Raw genomic sequence first — 19,297 nt, 5'->3', positions numbered from 1 at the left:
TCTGAAACTTATACAGCGGGAGGATTCTACAGAGGCTTTTCGTAAGTCTCTTTTTCACCCTCATTTCAGCCACGCTTATTGAAAACACTTCGCATTTACTGAGCAACTGAAAATGCTCAAACTCTTCAATTGTCAAGGTTCTAGCGTTTTTCGTGAGACCCCTCGGAAATTCACCCCCGCTTTGCCTTACGAAAATTGTTGCTGCATTCAGCATAATCCAACTTTCTCATCCTGTCGAGATACAACATTATCCCCTGCTACCCATCCTAGGAACAACTAGTTTTAAAAAAGCTCGTTTGGAATACCCCTTTATGTGAGTAATTAAATTACATTTACACAACAACAACAACAAAGCGGCAACCTCTCATTGTGTAAAGAGGTTGCCGCTTTATTCTTCGCTGTCTATAATGTGGATTATGTTTCGCGGTTTCGCAGTTTCTAGTAAATGGTAGTCTTACTCCAAAAGGGAATAGACCCGGACACTAGCAGTCCTGTATGGCTAGTGCTAGGTGAGGACTACGCACCAGTGGAACCAATCCAGCGCTATCTAAACCACTTGGTCAACTTAGAGCGATCGCCCAATACGGTTGAGTCTTATGCCAGATATCTCAAGGTCTACTGGGAGTACGTGACTGAGCGAAGACTGGAGTGGTGTAACGTCAGCCTGGAAGACCTGAGCGAGTATATGCACTGGCTGAGAGTCGGTGACACAAATATCATCTCCATGCAGCCAGTCCAGGCTGTTCGGTCAGAGAGAACGGTTAACCACGCTATGACCGTTGTTCAAGGATTTTACGAGTTTCACCATCATTTGGGGACAGTGGGGCATGACAAGCGTTTCACTCGGTTCAATCTCCCAACGGGGAAGGGATACAAGTCATTTTTGGCAGGGATAGCCAAGGCTAAACCCGTCAGAAAGTCTTTGCTGAGACTGAGGGAGCCTAAGAAGTTTGTCGGATGCCTAACTTCAGAAGAAGTAAAGACCCTAATTCGTGCCTGCAACACCAGAAGAGACAAGCTAATTATCAAACTTCTCTATGAAACGGGCATGAGAAAGGGAGAGCTTCTAGGTTTGCGACATGAAGACATGGGAACCACTGGTGAGAACGAGATTTCTATCGTTGAGCGAACCAATATTAATGAAGCTAGAGCTAAAAGTGGTGGACGAGTAATTCCAGTCAGTCGTGAATTGATGCAGGTTTACAGCAATTACTTAATTGAAGAGTATCCAGATGTGGATTCTGATTATGTTTTTGTCAATATTTGGAAGGGCGAGATAGGACAACCGCTCAACTATAGAGCAATAAACCAATTGTTTAAGCAATTAGATAAAAAGACTGAAATTCATGTATATCCACATTTATTTAGACATACTCATGCTACAGAATTAATAAAAAATGGGGTAGATATTTATCATGTTAGCCAGCGTTTGGGACACACATCTATCCATACTACAATAGATATTTATGGACATCTAAGCAAAGAAGACTTAAACAGTATTGTGCAGAAAGAAGAGCAGAATTATGAATGAAGAACAACACACTATTATTACCAGTAATATCTCCCTTAAAACTGAAAGAAAAGAGACTGAAAAGTCTTTAATGCAAAAGGATAGATGGTATGGGGAAGAAGACTTAGGGATGAGGCTCAATCAACACGAAGGCGTAAAAAGTATTTATTTTGGAAACATTCGCCAAAATTGGCTAAAAGATATAACTAAATACTACATTCTGTATAGACGCTATCAGGGTAAATCATTTGGTACATTGCGAGAATATATTAAAGCAATACAGCATTTTTCTAGATTCTTGGAAACTCAATGTGTTTACTACTTTACAGACATCACAGATGAAGTATTGTCTTCGTATTTAGGTAATATGCATTCTCTAAGCGAGAAAACTCAGAAGCACCGATTAAGCCATATAAAAATTTTTTTTGAATTAGGTAATTCCAACAATTGGTTTCAAATATCAACTTATTGGTTTAGAGGTAGACTTGGTGATGCTAAACCTAAAAATAACAAAATAAATTACATCCCTAATGAAGTTTCAAGCCAAATAGATATATATTTATATTTATTAGCAAAACCCTTACAAAGAATGGTACTTTTGCTGCGTGCATTAGGATTGCGAGGCAGTGAGTTACTTCAAATGCGTTTCGACTGCCTGAAACAGCGGATGAGTGGAGATTGGGAAATTCATTTTACTAACTGGAAATTTAAAGAAAGACATGATGTTCTACCAATAGTTCCAGAACTAGCAGAAATCATTAAAGAACAACAAACTTATATCAGAACACATTTGGGGGAAGATTTCGAGTATTTATTTTGTGCCAATACTTACGAATCAAATGGCTTTAAATTTTTCAAAGCTAAATCAAAAGTTATGTTATTACAGCAATTTAATATTTATCTAAATCAGTGGGCAGAAAGTTGTAATATCTGTGATGAATCAGGAAAACTATGGAAGTTTACTTCTCACCAATTTCGTAGAACAGTAGCTACTAAAATGACTAATGAAGGAGTTAGACAATACATTATCCAACGGTACTTAAGGCATCATAGTCCGGATATGATGCAGCACTATGCTCATATTCTTCCATCAACTTTTAAGAAAGAAATTGAGGGATTACACAAGCGTAAAAAGATAGTAGATGTGACTGGTTTAGAAGTCAGTATTAGTAATCCAGAGATAGAGAACGATATTGAATTGCGGTGGTTACGGAGTAAGATGCAACCCAAAGCATTAGCTATGGGTTTCTGCGCCAGACCTCAGTTATTAAAGCCATGTCCTCATGCCAACGCCTGTATGGATTGTCAGCATTTTCGATTAGATGAAGATGATTTACCAACACTGACACAGCATCTAGAACGGAATCAAAAATTAAAAGAAGAAAGTGAACGCTTGGGATATATCCGACAACTAAAAGAAATTGAGCAGGATGAGGCGAAGCTAATTAATATAATTAAATCTTTGGAGAATGCTAATGGGTGATTTTATTTGTCCGTTTTGTGACTCTACAGCAATTTACAATAGCAATATTCGATTTGGACGGCAGCAATACAAATGTATAGACTGCCATAAATTTGTTTTATCACATTACACAATAGATATAGCTAAAAAGGAAACAAGGGGTTTCGTTTGTCCACATTGTGAATCTAGAGAAATTCATAAATCTGGGTGTCAAGGTGAGAAAAAAAGATATCAGTGCTGGGATTGCCTGAAAACTATAGTAGAGTATTGTTCATTCAAAGACTCAAGAGAGAAAGAAGTTAAACCTTTCTGTTTTGAAGATGATGTTTGGGATACTAGAAGTCTAATTTCCTCTTTAGATGAGACAGAAATAACAATACGTTTGGACTTCACTACAGTACAAATGGAATGGTTTAAAATACTTGTTAAAAAATATATTAAACAAGAAATTATATCTGGCTCTACCTTCGGCTCGGTTCGTAAAAGACTGGGATTACTTCGTGAGTTCTCCTTATATTTAGAGAACAAAAAAATTAATAGTATAGATAAAATTAGTAGGCAGATTGTTTTGGACTTTATTGCATCCCAACAATCAAGTAATAGAACTATAGTCAACAAGTTATCATTTCTACGGTACTTTTTTGATACAGGGAATCAACAGAGATGGTTTACGGTTTCTGAAAATCTAATCCGTCTAGAAGATTATCCCAATTACAAACGAGGAATACCAAATGACATTCCTATATGTGTGCTAGAGCATATAGAAGAGAATTTATACAAACTTCCAGACCCTATAGCTCGGATGTGGATGGTTGGTTTTTTCTGTGCCATGAGAGTTAGTGAATTACAGCTTTGTAGTCTAGATTGTCTTAAACAAGATAGTCGAGGGCAATGGATAATTACTTTTTGGAGAAAAAAGAATAAAGACTATCACATACTACCAATCACGAGACATGGAGCAGAAATAATCCAACAACAACAGGAATATATAAAGCAGCAGTTTAATAACAATTTTAATTATCTATTCTGTGACTATATTAATGTCTCAAAAAAAAATATAGACCAACGAAATCTTGAACCTGTATCAAGAGTAGCAAGCCATGACTTACTCAGTATTTGTATTAATTGCTTAATTAAATCTGAGAATATTAGAGATGAAAATAATGAGTTATGGCATTTTAAGACCCATCAGTTAAGGGATACCAGGTTAACTTACTTGTTTGAAACTGGGCATGAGTTTGCTTTGATTAGCAAGTGGGCAGGACATAAAGGCTTGAAGGTAACGCAGAAATATGTCCATGTCAAAGACCACACGCTAAGAAAGGAAACAGCCAAGATTCAGGCATCTTTGGTCAATATCAAAGGCGAACCTGTCAATCCTAAAGACCTGCCAGAAACCCTCCAGAAGAACCCTAAGGCACATACTCTAGCCATTCCTGACGACCAGACAAATACACCCATTTATGGTTACTGTGGACTGCCTTTGAACCATGACTGCCCACACTGGAAGGCTTGTTACACATGCCCTAGTTTCGTTGCTCGTCGCGAACTATTACCTGATTACATGAGAGTTCGTAAGCAACTCCGTGAAAAGCAGGCTAGAGCAGAACAAAACGGGGAAACCGCAAGAGTTGACCAGTTCAAACAACAGGCAGATAGCTTAGATGTGGTCATCGCAAGTTTTGAGGAGGCTGTTACATGAGTACTATCGCAGATGCTAAACAAGCCAGAATTGATAACTTAACTAGAGTGCAGGCGGAGCGGAAAGAGCAGGCACTTGCCAAGGTCAATCAAGCATTGGAACGCATGAGCAAGCAGGGCAAGAAGATTAACTTTCAAACCATCGCCCAAGAGGCTAATGTTAGTGTCAGTTACCTCTATAAGTACCCAGAGCTGAAGGTTCGGATTGCGGAGATTCGCAACCAGCAGTCGGTCATCCCTAGACCGAGGCAACCAGAGCCAGCCTCGGTAAAGTCGCATCAGGTTATCGTCAGTCGGCTCAAAGGTCGCATTCAGCAGTTAGAGAAGGAGCTAACAGATTTACGCAAAATCAACGAAGGGTTAGCGGGTCGGGTCTATCGGCTGACTGAACTGGAGGCATTGTGCGAACGCCAGAGCAAGCGAATCAAAGACCTTGAGGAGCGTTTGAAGGTTGAGCCTGCCCCTATTCCTGAAGACAATCCCAAGGTCACGCCCATCGACAAGGGCAAAACCAGAGGTATCACTGACCGAATCAAGGACGAGCTAGACCGACTGGGAATCAAGCTCAATAGTACTCTAACGCGCAAAATCAAGGCGGCTGACGAAGAAACTGTCTTGAATGCCCTATCAGCCCTTGAGGAAGCAATGGGCAGTGGCAATGTTAAAAATGCCAGTGGGTTCCTGGTTCGAGCAATTACTGAGAGATGGACGAAAGAAGACTCTCCACAACAACTTCCTCAACGCCAGCCAGAAATCTATACTGCCTCACCAAAACCCGACGAAGAACTGGTGCCACTAGACCAACTCAAACACCTCCTTGGAGGGACTGATGAGTGACGTAGTACTCCAGAATATAGACGCTGAAGAAGGGGTGCTAGGTGGCATCTTGCTCGACCCAAGTGCCATCAGCATTGTGGCTAATATCCTGCCTCCAAGCGCGTTTTACATCACCGCTCACCAGCGTATTTATCAAGCGGCTTTGGTGCTTCACAGCAAGAACAAGCTGGTCGATCTAATGTCAGTAACCACCTGGCTGTACGACCACGAACTATTGGAGAAGATTGGCGGTCAGTCCAAATTAGCCCAACTGGTTGAGCGTACTGTATCAGCCGTTAATATTGACCGTTATGCCGAACTAATCCTCGAAAAGTACCAGCGACGCCAACTAGTGGTAGCGGCGAACGAAGTCATTATCCTGGCAGAAGATACCAGCACCGAACTGGAGACAGTCTTAGAACACTCAGAGCAGAAAATCTTTGACGCGACCAAGTACCAAGCCGACCGATTCGAGCCAGAGTCGATTGGTGATTGCCTGATTACTGCCTTCCACCAACTTGAGGGAGGAGAGACTTCAGGAATCTCCACTGGTCTGCTCGACCTAGATGGGCTGACAGGTGGATTGATTCGACAAGACTTGATTGTGATTGCGGCTAGAGCATCAATGGGTAAGACCTGGTTGGCATGTCATCTGGCTAATCACCTAGCCCTGGATGGATTGCCCGTCGTGTTCTTTAGTGCCGAGATGAGTAAATCGCAGCTAACGAAAAGATTCCTTGCGATGCACTCAAAAATTGACTCTTCTAGGTTGATTCAGAACAAAATCTACAAGAGCGAGTGGGAAGTGCTAAGCAAGGCAGTGAGAACTATATCGGAACAGCCCATCATCATTGATGACACTCCAGCAAGCGCTCAGACTCCCTCCAGAATGCGGTCTGTACTGCGAAGAATTCAGTCAGATCGGGGTCAGTTGGGATTAGTGGTACTCGACTACATCCAGAAGTTAGGGAACCGAGCAGCAGGTAATCGAGCGCAGGTAATTGGCTCGTTCTCTGGTGCATTCAAGGACATGGCAAAAGAGTTCGATATCCCATTTGTGTGTCTGGCTCAAATCAACCGAGGTGTGGAGGGGCAGACCAACAAGCGCCCAACGATGGCAGACATCAAAGATAGTGGGGATATTGAGCAAGATGCTGATGTGATTCTTCTTCTCTATAGAGACGAATATTATAATCCAGGCACGCCAGATAAAGGAGTGATGGAGGTGGCTGTAGACAAGAACCGTAATGGTTCCACAGGCGTCTGTAAGGTGCTGTTTAATCCTTCTATAGGATTATTTTGCAATAGTACATCTGTACCTCGAAAAGTTTCATAAAATCCAGTTATTAAATAAGTCTCTATTTAATACCTAAGCTTATATACGGATGTAAAGAGGCAAGTATACGTGCTAGCTTTATGTGAGACTTTCTAAGATTAATATTTTTACCTTATAGAGTATATTTCACTCCATTTTATGTCATGAGATCTAAACTAATAAAAACATGGAAAACTTAAGAGTTTCTGAAGAGTATCGCCCTGGAATAAAGAAGCTCATAAACCTTAATGATGAAGCAGTTGATGAACTGCTAGATGCTTTGAAGTGTGCGTCTCCATCACTTTACACTAGTGATTTAGTGTTCTCAGTAGCTTCCTACGTTAAAAGTATTGAGATTAAGGATCTAACTGAAATAATAAGATTTTTATTGTCTTTATCTTCTCAGATTGACCACTCTGAAGACTCGATTGAAGAGATTGTGAGCGGGATTAGTTTAAGTATAGCTGACGACGAGGAATTTTCAAGCTTTTCTGATGAGGAAAAGAAACGTTTCGATAAGCAATTAACTAATTTTCTAGAAGTTGATAGTGTTCTTAATGTTACATCAAAAGCGGTTCGCGTAGTACGCGACCATGAGCGTGTGTTTACGAATTCCCTTATTTTAACTGAAATTCGACCTGTATTTAAACCAAATCCAAACGAAGGTATAGCGGCAGCAGCTATAGTTCACATGATGAAGATAGAGTACCGAGACATAGAAGGCATGAAAGAATTTTTTGTAGCTTTAGATCAATTAGATATATTTCAATTACTTGAACAGCTAGAAAGAGCTAACCTAAAAGCAGAAGCTATAAAGGCAATGCTGAAAAAAACAGAAGTTCCTTTCTTGGATATGCTAGGTGACCTAGAAGAAGGAGATGAATAAATGTCAACAGCTATGAGCCGAGACAAAGAATTATTGAAGAAGCTGGAAAAGACTGAAGTTAACAGTTCTACTTGGAATAAATTGAAAAATATTTCTTTCAAGAATGTTCCATCTGAAACACCTTATGCAAAAAAACAATATATTTATTACTCGTATTTACAGAATGAGATATCCCAAAATACCATTTACGTTACCTATAGTGACAAGCAAGCGAATAAAGGAGAAAAACACAGTACTTTAGAAAAACTTCAAAGCTTAAAGAGCAAGACAGGAATTTCGAGAAGTTCTAGGAAGAATATTCTAGCTAGACTTAGTAGGATTTATGAATTAAAAGAGCCACTTGATATACTTAGATTTATCAGCCAATATCCAGACATTTTGCCTTTGCTATTTGAAGCTCATTTAGAAATAAAAAAATATTTTCTTTGTGAAAAGCTGATTCTAGAAGTTATTTCTGATACAGAATCTTCTTCATGGCAAAAGCTTGTTATTTCTATTTTCACGAAGGAAAGTGCAAATGAAGCATTTAATAAATTGAATTTGTTAGATGAAAATTGGTGGCTGGATGCTGCTATGTCTAATCCGGCTGGTAATCAACTCTCTTTAGGTGTGGAATTTGAATGAATTCTGGAATGTGTTTTAATTGGAGTAAGTACTTAGACCTAGCTCAAGAGTTAGCTAGTAGTAACAGTAGCGAATCAAATGAAGCTAAACTTCGCTCCTCAATTAGCAGAGCTTACTATGCAGCTTTCTGTAAAGCCAGAATTTATTTACGGGATATAGAGCAAGATCCAAGACTGCAACGCGACAAATATTCTACTAAACACTTTAATGTCCATGAGTACGTAATAGAAGACCTTAGAAGTAGAAAAAACAAAGAAGAGAGAGAATTATTTCAAATAGGTGAATACTTGTTTCGTCTGCGTAGAAGAAGAAATAATGCGGATTATGACGATTTTATCCATAGCTTACCATCCGTTGTACAGCAATCTCTAAAAGAAGCTGAGTTTGCTATTTTAAAATTAGACGCTTGCAACAATCCACCTAAAACTTAAATCTGCTTGCTTTGCTTCCCTAACATTGATGCTTGCCCGTTGCAACACGCTTTTCTTGTTGCGGCGGCTGGTGGACAGCGCACAGTCAAGACAGTCACAGGTTTGAGTAAGAGTCGCACCTTACAGCAAAGCCCTGGCAATAACCAGGGCTTTCTTGTGTCGAGTGAAGGATAATAGTTACAGTTTTAAATCAACGTCGCACCTTACAGCAAAGCCCTGGCAATAACCAGGGCTTTCTTGTGTCGAGTGAAGGATAATAGTTACAGTTTTAAATCAACACGCTGTAGAAAATGAAAACAACGTAAAACCATTGTTCCAGCTACGTTGAATTACGTCCCGCGAGAGATAACACGCTGTTTGGTCGTGCCAACGGCATCCAAAACTAAGTTCCGCCATGCCTACTGAAGCTAGCTGACAACTTACCGAAATAAATGCAGAAGAAAGGAAACGGGAGTGGGTGCATGGGGTTAGTGCAAGACACCCATAAGCTGCTACTCACAGCAAGGGATAAAAATCTTTTTTCTCTCCCTCTCCCGCTCTCTTTTAGGCAGATGTAAGTCTAAGGGTTATTCGTGTTATTCGTCTTCTTCTTGATGAAAGAGGTGTGTTGCTTTACTTCCCAGCAGTCCGAAAACCGCTCCTATCCCCATTTGCCAAGTTGCTGAGCAGCTTTCAAAGACTCTGATTTGCTGTGGGGATAGGTGTTCTTGGAAGGAAAGCCAGAGTGATGTTCCCCCGGAGAGCAGCGTTAAGCTCACGGTAGTGAAAAACACTTGCTGGAACGCACGTGTAATGTTCACTTCTGGCTTGCGATGAGTCTTCTGGTTTTTGACAGGGGTGGCTTTGTCTGCCATGACTGTTTAATCCTTTATGTTATTGACTACATCTATAAGCTTCGCTAGCGCGTGTCTCAGATTAAGTCTGGGTAAGGTTTTGGAGAAGAGTGATTTTGGGTATTCGGTAAAGAGTGATTTGGCGTATTCGTTAGGTATGACTTTCACAGTCTGAAAGGCTATGGTAAATACAGACTGTAGGGTCAAGGTATGGCTAGGAAATCACTCCGAGTATCTCCAGAGAAACTGGAAAAAATCAAAAGAGCTTTTGCTAGTACGGGATTTACACAAGCAAACTTGGCAAGCGAGGTGGACTTGAGTACTCGCCAGCCAATAGGGAAATTCCTCTCAGGTAAAGCAGTTGACCACAATGTTTTCAAGGAAATCTGCTTTAAGCTCAATCTAGAATGGAAAGAGGTTGCTGATTTACCTAGAGACATAGAACCTGAGCTAGAGGAGAAAAAACAGGACAGTACTCAACCCCTAAAGCAAGGTAAAAACTCTATTGGTTGGAACCTAGCTCAGCAAATGAGGACTTGGTTTGAGACTGTAGGCTACAGTTTCGAGAAACACGAGATTTGGGAAGACAGTTATTTTGAGTGGATTATCAATATCCCTGCATGGCGGCGACTGGAGCGCATTCTAGTGCGTGGCATTCAGGGTGAAGCAAAAATCAGCGACGTTGTAGCCCTGCGCCAAGCAGTGAACGAGCAAAGAACTGACCAGGGATGTCTCGTGGCAGTTCGTCGAATTAGCCGTGCTGCTCGTAACGAGGTTGAAAAGGAGGAAAACCAGAACCTCGCTTGTTACACCTTCGATGAACTACTAGATGAGAAGGCTGACTTTAGCCCCTATATCAATTGGCTAGAAGCTGAAGTCAAACGCAAGGGCATCGACACAATGTATGTTCCTCTAGCTTGCACTAAAGAAGAATTTGATCCAACCACCAAGGAAAAAATAGAGGAGAGTCGCTATGACGAAAGTGAAGGCTGGATTGAGGGTTATATTGACCGTTGGCTAGCTGATCCAGCTAAGGAGCATATTTCTGTTCTGGGAGAATTTGGCACGGGTAAAACTTGGTTCGTGTTGCACTATGCCTGGATTACGCTACAAAAATACCTTCAGGCAAAAAAACGAGGTGTTGAAAGACCTCGCCTGCCATTAGTCATCCCTTTACGTGACTATGCTAAGGCGCTCAATGTCGAAAGTGTCCTTGCTGGATTCTTCTTCAATAAACACAACATTCGTCTCAATAGCTCTGTCTTTGATCAACTCAACCGCATGGGTAAGCTACTGCTTATCTTCGACGGCTTTGACGAGATGGCAGATAAGATAGATCGGCAAAAGATGATTGATAACTTTTGGGAGTTAGCCAAAGTCGTCGTGCCTGGGTCTAAGGCAATTCTTACCTGTCGTACTGAACACTTTCCAGAAGCCCAAGAAGGTCGTGCCCTGCTTAATGCGGAATTGAAAGCATCCATTACTAACTTGACTGGTGAACCGCCCCAGTTTGAGGTGCTGAAACTGGAGTATTTCAATGATGACCAGATCCGCAAGGTGATATCCTTCCGAGCTGAACCTGCCACGGTAGAACAAGTGATGGGCAATCCCCAACTCTTAAATTTAGCCCGTCGCCCAGTGATGACCGAGTTAATTCTGGAAGCACTACCAGATATTGAAGCAGGAAAGCCAGTAGATATATCACGTATCTATCTCTATGCAGTGCGACACAAGATGGAGCGGGATATCAAAGCAGAGCGAACATTTACTTCACTAGCCGATAAGCTTTACTTCCTATGTGAACTATCGTGGGAAATGCTATCTACTGACCAAATGAGCCTCAACTATCGGCAATTTCCCGATCATCTGCGTCGTCTATTTGGTCATGCCGTGCAAGAGCAAAAGGATCTAGACCACTGGCGTTATGACATGCTAGGTCAGACTCTACTCATCCGTAATGATGATGGCGACTACACTCCAGCCCACCGTTCATTTTTAGAATTCTTTGTTGCCTATAAGTTTGCTGCTGAGTTAGGTATTTTAGCCCCAGATTTCACGGAACTAGCTCAAGGACAACTGCCATCATACTTAGATGCATCTGCTCCTCCTCAGGACTATAGATGGTCTTCCTATTTTCGGCGTGAAGTAGATAAACATAATGCTATCAAACCCAAACCAGCTTTAGGAAAGTTTGTAGGTGAAGAGGTAGATGCACTGACAGATACTTTAGGCAGAAAGCCACTAACTACAGCCATACTGGATTTGATTCAGACTATGTTTGTCTTAGACGAGAAAGAAGTTGAGGCGCAACTATTAACTCTCATCGAGGCAACAAGAGGTAAAACTACGGAAGAAGTAAGTTTTGTTGGTGGAAACGTTGCCACCCTGCTCGTTTGTCGTAACCCACTGGCTCTCAAAGGTCGTAATCTTGCTCACACAAATCTGTGCCATGCTGATTTTGCTGAAAAACATTGGCTTCCATCTCTTAGGAAATACTGCAAAGCTACTGATTTGTCTGAAACTAATCTTGAAGGCGCTTGTCTTCAAAACGTGGAGTTTGCAGAAGTTGCGCTTGTTAATGCTAATTTAGCTTATGCCTCACTTGACAATTCTGTAGGTTTTCTTTCAGAACGTCACTTTTATGAAATGATTGCTCTAAGTCCTGATGGAAAATTTTTAGTTGCTGGTGGAATTGAAGGTTCTGTTAAACTATGGTTTCTTGAGGACGGTAGCGAGGAAACAATTATAAAAGATATGGCTTGGATTGCATGTCTTGCTATTTCCTTTGACAACAAACTAATTTCCATTGGAGATAATATGGGGGATGTTGTTGTATATAACATAGCGACTTCTGAGCTAATTCTTAAGATTCACGATCATGAAGATTGTGTGGCAGATATTACTTTCGATAGAGATAGCCATCATGTAATTACAGTAAGTGGAGGTAATGAGATAGATAACAGCCTTCGTGTCTACAGATTATCTGATGGAGAATTGATTGATCACTATGAACACAATAGAGGATTTGCAAAAATTGAATACTGTTATAGAGCAAATGCTTGGATAACCTTAGACTATAACCATAGAGTAGATTTATGGAGTTTTGAGGAGAACCAGCATATAAAAAAACTTAAGCTGCCCAAATTCTTTACTAACCAAGCAAAATTTATAGATTTCAGTATAAGTACAGATAAAGATTCTCATTTACTTTTAGGAGGTTGGAACTACAAAGTAAAGAAAAACGTTTATCAAATTTATAATATCGAAAATTTGGATTTAATATGGCAGTCAAATAGCTTTCCTGTAGACCTAGGGAAATCGTTATTTGCCGAATTAAGTCCCAATAGGCATGTGATAGCCTTTGTTGGTAAGGATTATATATTAGTTTGGGATAGAGTCAAAGACCAAGAACTTTGGAGAAGTCATAAACATCTTGCAGACATCGAAAGCCTTACTTTCTCTCAAGATAGTAAATATCTGGTTACGGGAAGTAGAGACTGTACGGTGAGAATGTGGAATTTGGATGACGGAATGTTAATTAAAACTTTTGTTACGAGTAAGAATTACCGGGGTTTGCAATTAACAGGGGTAACAGGGCTGAGTGAAGAAATGTTAGAGGCATTGAAGGAAAGAAGCGCCATTATCTAAGTCCAGGTTTTTGTATGAACTTAAGACTGGTAAGCCATCCAAAATTCCTGGCTGCTACGGCTCAACTTGGAAGATGTTTTATTTACTCGACAATGTACTGATTGTCCAAAGCCTTACACTATCTCCCCAAGTCCACTTCCCAAAGCTGAAGAGTACGAGAAGCAATCACCTCTCAAAATACCCGTCTCACACCTTTGAAAAGCGGTGGCGACGTTATGCTGCGCTAGCCAGGTTCTCTTGGAGTTCCCTCAGAAATTCAAAGTCCTCCTCGTACAGAGGCTACTTCATTAAGTGAGCCTTGTTTGTTATTTTCAAAACAAAATGAAACAATCAATAGTTCCATTGTCCAATTTATCTTGGTAATCTCCGTTCATGAAATCAACAATTCGTAACCTTCATTTATGAGCTATGAGCATCACCAATTCTTCTTCAGCAGCGTTCTTTGATTTCTTTAATCTCATAGATAGTTAATCGTCACTGTCATCCTCTATCCCCTTGCCTTTTTTAGCAGGGGGGTTATTTTGTGCCTCTTGTTCCTCTATCCAGCCCTCTATCAACTCAATCAAGACATCAGACATTGACCTATCTGCCGCAGCGCAGACTGTCTTGAATTTTCGCTTCAACTCCTTGGGAATGTAACCATTGATTTCCGCCATATCTGGCGATTTTTTACCCATACCCCATCACTGTTTCGCTTTTTCTGTAATTCTCGCACACTGGCTATTCCTAGCTTCGCGGTAACTAGTTTGTCCGAAACTGCGAAACAGCGATAATCTTAGACAAGTTCAGCCAACCTACGCTAATCGGTTGAGGAGTTGCCGATGCAGCTTGGGAACAGAATTTGGAGCCTTTAGCTGAGGAGGAAGTATCATGAATCCACGCTCGATTACTCAACGAGAGCAGAATCTGATTCAGCTTTATGCTCACTGCCAGTTTGGGATGACACCCCAGCAGTTCTACGCAAAGTGGGATGTAACCCAAGAAGTAATCGCTTTAATCTGCTCACGCTCAAAGGGTACTGTTGGGCGCTGGTTTAGTAGGGGTTGCACCCGTCGCTATCCTACGGCTAATGATTTACGTCATCTTGCCCTGATGGATTTTCTGTTGGAGCATTTTGAGGAGATTCCAGAAGAACTGAGGAACTTGCTGTGTTCTTCTAGGCAAAATTCGTAGAAATCTATCTATTCAAGCTAAAGGCTATACATAGAGCAATAACCATACCGAACTGTGGGTATGGCTGTTCAGCATTTCTGAAAGCTGTCAATCAATGGTTTGAGTAAAAATCGCCCCAACAAAAAAGCCCTGGTCAACCGCCAGGGCTTTTTTAGATCGGGATGTAAGGATTAATGAGTGTAAGGTTGAATTTCAACGTTGTAGAAACTATCTACAAAGAAAAAATTATTTGCCAGCTTATGTTGTAGACGTTGTGAATAACATAAACCCCTCTTCCAAGGGGGAGTAGAATGCTGTTTACAAAATAAATCTCCATTACATAGAGCAGCGACGCGATGATTTCGAGCCTGTTTGTAGGCAAAAAATTCGGCTCTTACGCCGATACATTTCTCATGCTTGGGTTAGCACTCCTGGCAGAATATGCCCTAACCCAAACCCAACAAACTACATCCATACAGCTTAGCGATGAAGGAACGCACTACCGCATCCAATTCAAAAAGCCAATCAACCTGGAACCGATTGCCAAACTTCCCTATACTAACCCCTTTCCCCCAGTCTGCGGTCAAAAAACAGATCGCACTAAACTTCCTCCTGAAACCCCAATCTTTGATGTTGTCCAACAGGGAGAAATTCGCAAACTTTACCGGGAGTATCTCTATCAAAATTCTGGAAAAAGAGAAACCGGAGAAGAGACTCCTAAGCCACCTCATCCCAGCACCCAGAATGGCGCAATTTTAACCTCCATGCGCCATGACAAAAACCATAATGAATTGTGGTTACAAAGCTGGGAACTTCAAGACCATTATGGAGCCTTAATTGTCTCTATCCTCCAAGCCTTTAGTCAAGACAATCACTCGACTTTCAACGCCCAAAGCGAACAAGTCACTGAACTATTTTTCGCTGCCACTGGATGTAAATTACCGCTGCAAGCAAGTGCCGTCAAAGTTTATCTTCCCACCGCCGTCCAAGGCATCAATCGGGTGAAGGCAGATGGAAACAAATTTGATGCTCAAAAGGTAGATTGGCTGAGTCTATGGCTAATTGCCAATGGAGTATTTAGCTTCGGCATTTCTGAACGAGTCAAAATTAGCGATCGCACTTTCGACTGGCGAGTCACCACGCTTGAACCCAAAGATATTTCTTTAACGAAATACCGCGAAGTACTCAATCACCTCCGACAATATAATCCACCTGGAGGAGGTCATGGAATCGCCCGATTTGATGCCGAATTAGTCCTGCGCTTTTGCCAGTCCCTGCTGAACTATCATCAAGCGCCAGCCTCTGCACAAGCTGAAGACGAATTTGATATTTGGGAAAGTGTCAATCACTTTGTCAGCCGCTTTATAGGCACTCATTTCGGACAAAAAGGACAGGTTTACGGTGTTAAAGAAGTCTTTACGCTAGGACTTCCAGGTTGGATAAGTCCATCTAACTCTAGTGAATTAATTGACTATCACCTTGTCTTAAACGAACACCTAGCCGTTATTAGTTCTCTTTCTACCGAGGAGAATCATAGCGAACTCTTAGCCGCTTATCGAGACTTTATCACGGGAAACAATCTCCGCAAGTTTTTCCCCTTTCAAGTTAGCTATGCCGAGTATGTCCTCAAACGTTTAGCCGACACAAAAGCTAGACCTCCCCGTTTATTTTCTGTTTCCGGACTCAATCTTATGACAAAAAAAGAGCAATCCTTTACTCAAATTACTAAAGACCCCAGTTTTCTCCGCATCGCCAAAGCGATTAATCAGGCAACCGTTTTTGCTGGTAAAGTCCAAACCAAGAAAGGACTTATCGAATTAGATTGGCAGCGTAACTACGGACTAGCCCAACAATTAAGCAGTCAGTCGGGTTCAAAAAAAGATTTTATTAGTGCTGTCACTGATTTTCTTGCCAAGTACGAACACGAAAACCTACGCCTATCCGAACAGCTTCAGAAAGATAAAAAGCGTCTCATGCGGGTGTGGCCAACGAAGGAGGATTTAGACCGATTGATTGAATTGGTCGAAGAGTTCGATACCGTTTTGGTTGCTAATCTGCTGATTGCCTATGGCTATGCAAAGTGGACAAAAGAGGCAGGAGAAGCTGGGAAAGCTGGGAAAGTAGGGGAGGCAGGGGAAGCAGAATTGAGTCCAGTTGAAGAATCATTAGTAGGAGATTTTGAAGATGAATAAGGACAATTTTAAGGTTTATTCCGTTTCCATTAGTGGCAAATTATCCTGGCAGTTACACGCCCTGAATAATGAAGGAAACGAGGGAAATCAATCGCTGACTCGGCGTTATTACATTATCCAGAAAGGCATGAATGAACCGGAGTACGTCAATGGAATATCCGGCGATATGCTCAAGCACATTCAAGCCGAACACCTACACCGCATTTCTCTGGAAATGGATTTACCTGTGTCTGAAGGAGGAAAGCGATTTAACCCTGACCGAATCGGCTACGATTTGGACAATGAATTGCCAATTTTTACCGATAAAGCGGCTGATTTATCTGCTAAAACCGCTCAAGTCCTCCAGCGTTGTGCCATCAGCGATTTAGAAGGCTTTATGGTGACAGAAAAGAAGGGGCAGACGTTAAAGCGGGAGTCGGTGATTGAGTTTGGGGCAATTGTTGGTTTACCGACATTGGTGAAAACTCAAAGCTACTTCCATGCCAAGTACGGCGTTGATAACCCAACGCCTTACAATGTACAAGTTAGTTCGGGTTTATATGCCACCGTTGCTCATTTAGAAGCCTTTCGCATTGGCTACAATCCCCACAGTTTTGATTATGCGATCGCGCCAACCCAACGGAAACAGCGTTTAGATGCGTTGCTTAAGAGCGTACTCTACACCTACTTGCAACCCAATGGTGCAAAGCGGAATACTCATCTACCTCATCCCGATTTCTTTGAAGGAGTAATTACAGTTAGTACCCGCCGCTGTCCCGCACCGATGGTGAGTCCTTTGGAGGAGAGTTACAGCCGTCAAATTGAGAGTCTTGCAAATACTTTAAATAGTCTCAATGGTGACGGGACGGTTCAGTTGTTCCCATTCGAGACAATGGCAGAATTTGCCCAACAGATTCAGGTATTGATTGAGCGATCGCAACCTTGGGAGAGTGACGATGCCGAAGCGATCGAGTAAATCAAACGTCACCTCGAAGGAAACTGATTCTGATACTCGACCTTCTATGTGGCTCAATGTCAGTTATCAGCCAGTGAGTCTATTTTCCCTCAAGCGCTCGGATGCCACCAGTATGGCAGCACGAACAAACTTGGTACCAACTCCCTATGCTATCAAAATGGCACTGTTGAAAGTCTTGCTGGAAGGTCAAGGATACTTGCATCGTACTGACTTTGAAACCTGGATTGACCAGCAATTTACTTGGATTCGCGACTTGCAAATCTATATCCAGCCTCCAGAACGTTTAGTCGTGAATCGCAACGGCTACAAACTCCGTTACTACGACCAAACGGCTGATAAAGCGGATAAAAGTAGACCCACGGTGCCAATGCAGGATGGCTTCGTGTTTCGGGAGTGGGTGTATCTGGAGGGAACTTTACAAATTTGCTGTGGACTCACTCATCACTGTCAAGAGTTGGAACGATTGTTTGCCCAGATTAACTACTTTGGCAAACGTGGCTGCTTTTTTCAATATCTGCCTTCCTTAACTGTGCAAACAAATCAACCCCAATGGCAACCCAATCCCAACCAAAGTTTCACGGTTCAACCAATGGATGACTTGGGGGAGAAAAGCACGTTTTCCCGAATCAATCCCTTTTCCACTGAGAAAGCTCAACTGAACAAAGACCGAGTGATTAAACCGGGATTTTTACCCCTCGAACTAACAGCTTCTAGTGCGCGATATGACTTCTACCAACGAATCTGAATCGGGAATTGCTGGATTAAGTTTGGCGTTGCGCTCAATTTACAACTGTGTGGCGTCAACTTCGCTGAGTGATTGGTTGCCACATCTAGAACCTGCACCAACTTGGATTCCATTAATCCCCGCTTGGGGAGTAACCAGGGTTATGCCTGTTTTTCCTAACTCTGGGTGCTATCCGGCTTTAATTGAATCCATCTGGCAGTCTCTAACCCTCAAAGAAGCTGTGGAGTGGCGGGGCAAGTCCTACGAACTAACCGGGATAGAGGTTAACAAAGAGTCTCTGCACGTCCTACAAATTGCTCTCTCGTTTACTGCACCACAGCCCCAAGATTTAGGAGGGGCGATTCGCGCCCTCGTTTTCAACTGGCTGGCTACTGCTGACGCTGCATTAGCCTCCCGATTGCAGCGAGATAACTGCCCTCCTTTTACTGTCGCTGTTCAATCAAGCGGTTCTAATGGCTTAGTGTTGAGGATAACCCTCCTGCAACGAGAACTGTTAGCACCCTTGCTATGGGGGTTGAGGGACGCTTTAGGAACTGAGGTTCTCCTGGCTGACATTCCTTGTCGCTTGGGCAAGTGGGTAGATATCGCGCACAAAAGCAGTTTTGAATCCCTTTGTCAAGTGCCTTCTCAAGAGGTAATCGCGCTTGAGTTTCTTTCGCCCACCAGTTTCAAGCAGAGTCAAACAATCCAACCCTTTCCCTTACCCGAATTGGTATTCAGCAATCTGCTACGTCGCTGGAATACCTTTGCCCCTGTCGAGTTACAGTTTCCCTCCCTTGAGTGGCAAAGTGTTGTCTCTGCATACAACCTGAAAACTCGCACCTTAACCCTTAATGGTACGGCGGAAATTGGGACAACTGGGTGGGTGAGATATCGGTTCAACGACTCTCAACAGGCAAAGGTGGCTACTATCCTGGCTCATTTTGCTGAGTTTGCTGGAGTTGGACGCAAAACTGGCATGGGAATGGGGCAAGTCCGTATCCGTTGATTGTTCATTGCACATTGTTGATTGCTTATTGCTCAAAGC

Annotated in this window: 17 protein-coding genes; 15 read left to right on the top strand and 2 right to left on the bottom strand. The window is 42.1% G+C overall.

Annotated elements, in window-relative coordinates:
• Window positions 1-445 precede the first annotated feature (445 nt).
• The 9 genes from AC5JL3_RS10855 (at window position 446) to AC5JL3_RS10815 (ending at window position 8,919) form a co-directional block, all read left to right on the top strand.
• A complete protein-coding gene (locus AC5JL3_RS10855; protein ID WP_496074507.1) occupies window positions 446-1,531 on the top strand; it encodes a tyrosine-type recombinase/integrase in 1,086 nt (361 codons plus the stop codon).
• Complete coding sequence (locus tag AC5JL3_RS10850; RefSeq protein WP_496074506.1) at window positions 1,524-2,993, top strand: tyrosine-type recombinase/integrase; 1,470 nt, start codon at window positions 1,524-1,526, stop codon at window positions 2,991-2,993. The genes AC5JL3_RS10855 and AC5JL3_RS10850 overlap by 8 nt, the downstream gene beginning before the upstream one ends.
• A complete protein-coding gene (locus AC5JL3_RS10845; RefSeq protein ID WP_496074505.1) occupies window positions 2,986-4,674 on the top strand; it encodes a tyrosine-type recombinase/integrase in 1,689 nt (562 codons plus the stop codon). The genes AC5JL3_RS10850 and AC5JL3_RS10845 overlap by 8 nt, the downstream gene beginning before the upstream one ends.
• A complete protein-coding gene (locus AC5JL3_RS10840) occupies window positions 4,671-5,510 on the top strand; it encodes a DUF6262 family protein (protein ID WP_496074504.1) in 840 nt (279 codons plus the stop codon). The genes AC5JL3_RS10845 and AC5JL3_RS10840 overlap by 4 nt, the downstream gene beginning before the upstream one ends.
• Entirely contained in the window at window positions 5,503-6,825 is a 1,323-nt protein-coding gene (gene dnaB / locus AC5JL3_RS10835; RefSeq protein WP_496074503.1) for a replicative DNA helicase, read from the top strand. Before AC5JL3_RS10840 ends, dnaB begins: the two co-directional genes overlap by 8 nt.
• Before the next feature lie 166 nt (window positions 6,826-6,991).
• On the top strand, window positions 6,992-7,690 hold the full coding sequence (locus AC5JL3_RS10830; protein ID WP_496074502.1) for a hypothetical protein: 699 nt from the start codon (window positions 6,992-6,994) through the stop codon (window positions 7,688-7,690).
• Window positions 7,691-8,314 (top strand): hypothetical protein, encoded by a 624-nt coding sequence (locus tag AC5JL3_RS10825; protein ID WP_496074501.1) that lies wholly within the window; start codon window positions 7,691-7,693, stop codon window positions 8,312-8,314.
• Entirely contained in the window at window positions 8,311-8,745 is a 435-nt protein-coding gene (locus AC5JL3_RS10820) for a HEPN domain-containing protein (RefSeq protein WP_496074500.1), read from the top strand. Before AC5JL3_RS10825 ends, AC5JL3_RS10820 begins: the two co-directional genes overlap by 4 nt.
• Before the next feature lie 39 nt (window positions 8,746-8,784).
• A complete protein-coding gene (locus AC5JL3_RS10815; RefSeq protein ID WP_496074499.1) occupies window positions 8,785-8,919 on the top strand; it encodes a hypothetical protein in 135 nt (44 codons plus the stop codon).
• A 401-nt stretch (window positions 8,920-9,320) separates the two neighbouring features.
• Here the strand turns inward: AC5JL3_RS10815 and AC5JL3_RS10810 are convergent, their stop codons facing one another.
• Window positions 9,321-9,599, bottom strand: a complete 279-nt coding sequence (locus AC5JL3_RS10810) for a hypothetical protein (protein ID WP_496074498.1) — start codon at window positions 9,597-9,599, stop codon at window positions 9,321-9,323.
• A 189-nt stretch (window positions 9,600-9,788) separates the two neighbouring features.
• Here AC5JL3_RS10810 and AC5JL3_RS10805 point away from each other — a divergent pair, with 189 nt between their 5' ends.
• Window positions 9,789-13,226 (top strand): WD40 domain-containing protein, encoded by a 3,438-nt coding sequence (locus AC5JL3_RS10805; protein ID WP_496074497.1) that lies wholly within the window; start codon window positions 9,789-9,791, stop codon window positions 13,224-13,226.
• Window positions 13,227-13,693: 467 nt separating this feature from the next.
• Here the strand turns inward: AC5JL3_RS10805 and AC5JL3_RS10800 are convergent, their stop codons facing one another.
• Complete coding sequence (locus AC5JL3_RS10800; protein WP_496074496.1) at window positions 13,694-13,903, bottom strand: hypothetical protein; 210 nt, start codon at window positions 13,901-13,903, stop codon at window positions 13,694-13,696.
• 193 nt (window positions 13,904-14,096) lie between these two features.
• On the opposite strand from AC5JL3_RS10800, the gene AC5JL3_RS10795 reads away from it, so the two are divergent.
• The 5 genes from AC5JL3_RS10795 (at window position 14,097) to cas6 (ending at window position 19,258) form a co-directional block, all read left to right on the top strand.
• On the top strand, window positions 14,097-14,399 hold the full coding sequence (locus AC5JL3_RS10795; RefSeq protein WP_496074495.1) for a helix-turn-helix domain-containing protein: 303 nt from the start codon (window positions 14,097-14,099) through the stop codon (window positions 14,397-14,399).
• A 335-nt stretch (window positions 14,400-14,734) separates the two neighbouring features.
• The gene (locus tag AC5JL3_RS10790) at window positions 14,735-16,570 is read left to right on the top strand and encodes a hypothetical protein (RefSeq protein WP_496074494.1); all 1,836 of its coding nucleotides are present in this window, start codon (window positions 14,735-14,737) and stop codon (window positions 16,568-16,570) included.
• On the top strand, window positions 16,563-17,525 hold the full coding sequence (locus tag AC5JL3_RS10785; protein WP_496074493.1) for a DevR family CRISPR-associated autoregulator: 963 nt from the start codon (window positions 16,563-16,565) through the stop codon (window positions 17,523-17,525). Before AC5JL3_RS10790 ends, AC5JL3_RS10785 begins: the two co-directional genes overlap by 8 nt.
• Window positions 17,506-18,270: a hypothetical protein gene (locus AC5JL3_RS10780; RefSeq protein WP_496074492.1), complete on the top strand. Its 765-nt coding sequence runs from the start codon at window positions 17,506-17,508 to the stop codon at window positions 18,268-18,270. Before AC5JL3_RS10785 ends, AC5JL3_RS10780 begins: the two co-directional genes overlap by 20 nt.
• On the top strand, window positions 18,248-19,258 hold the full coding sequence (gene cas6 / locus AC5JL3_RS10775) for a CRISPR system precrRNA processing endoribonuclease RAMP protein Cas6 (protein WP_496074491.1): 1,011 nt from the start codon (window positions 18,248-18,250) through the stop codon (window positions 19,256-19,258). The genes AC5JL3_RS10780 and cas6 overlap by 23 nt, the downstream gene beginning before the upstream one ends.
• The last annotated feature ends 39 nt before the right edge of the window (window positions 19,259-19,297 follow it).

Source organism: Symplocastrum torsivum (genome assembly GCF_059505465.1).
Note: the sequence above shows the minus strand (reverse complement) of the source record. Positions and strands in the feature narration are given on the sequence as shown.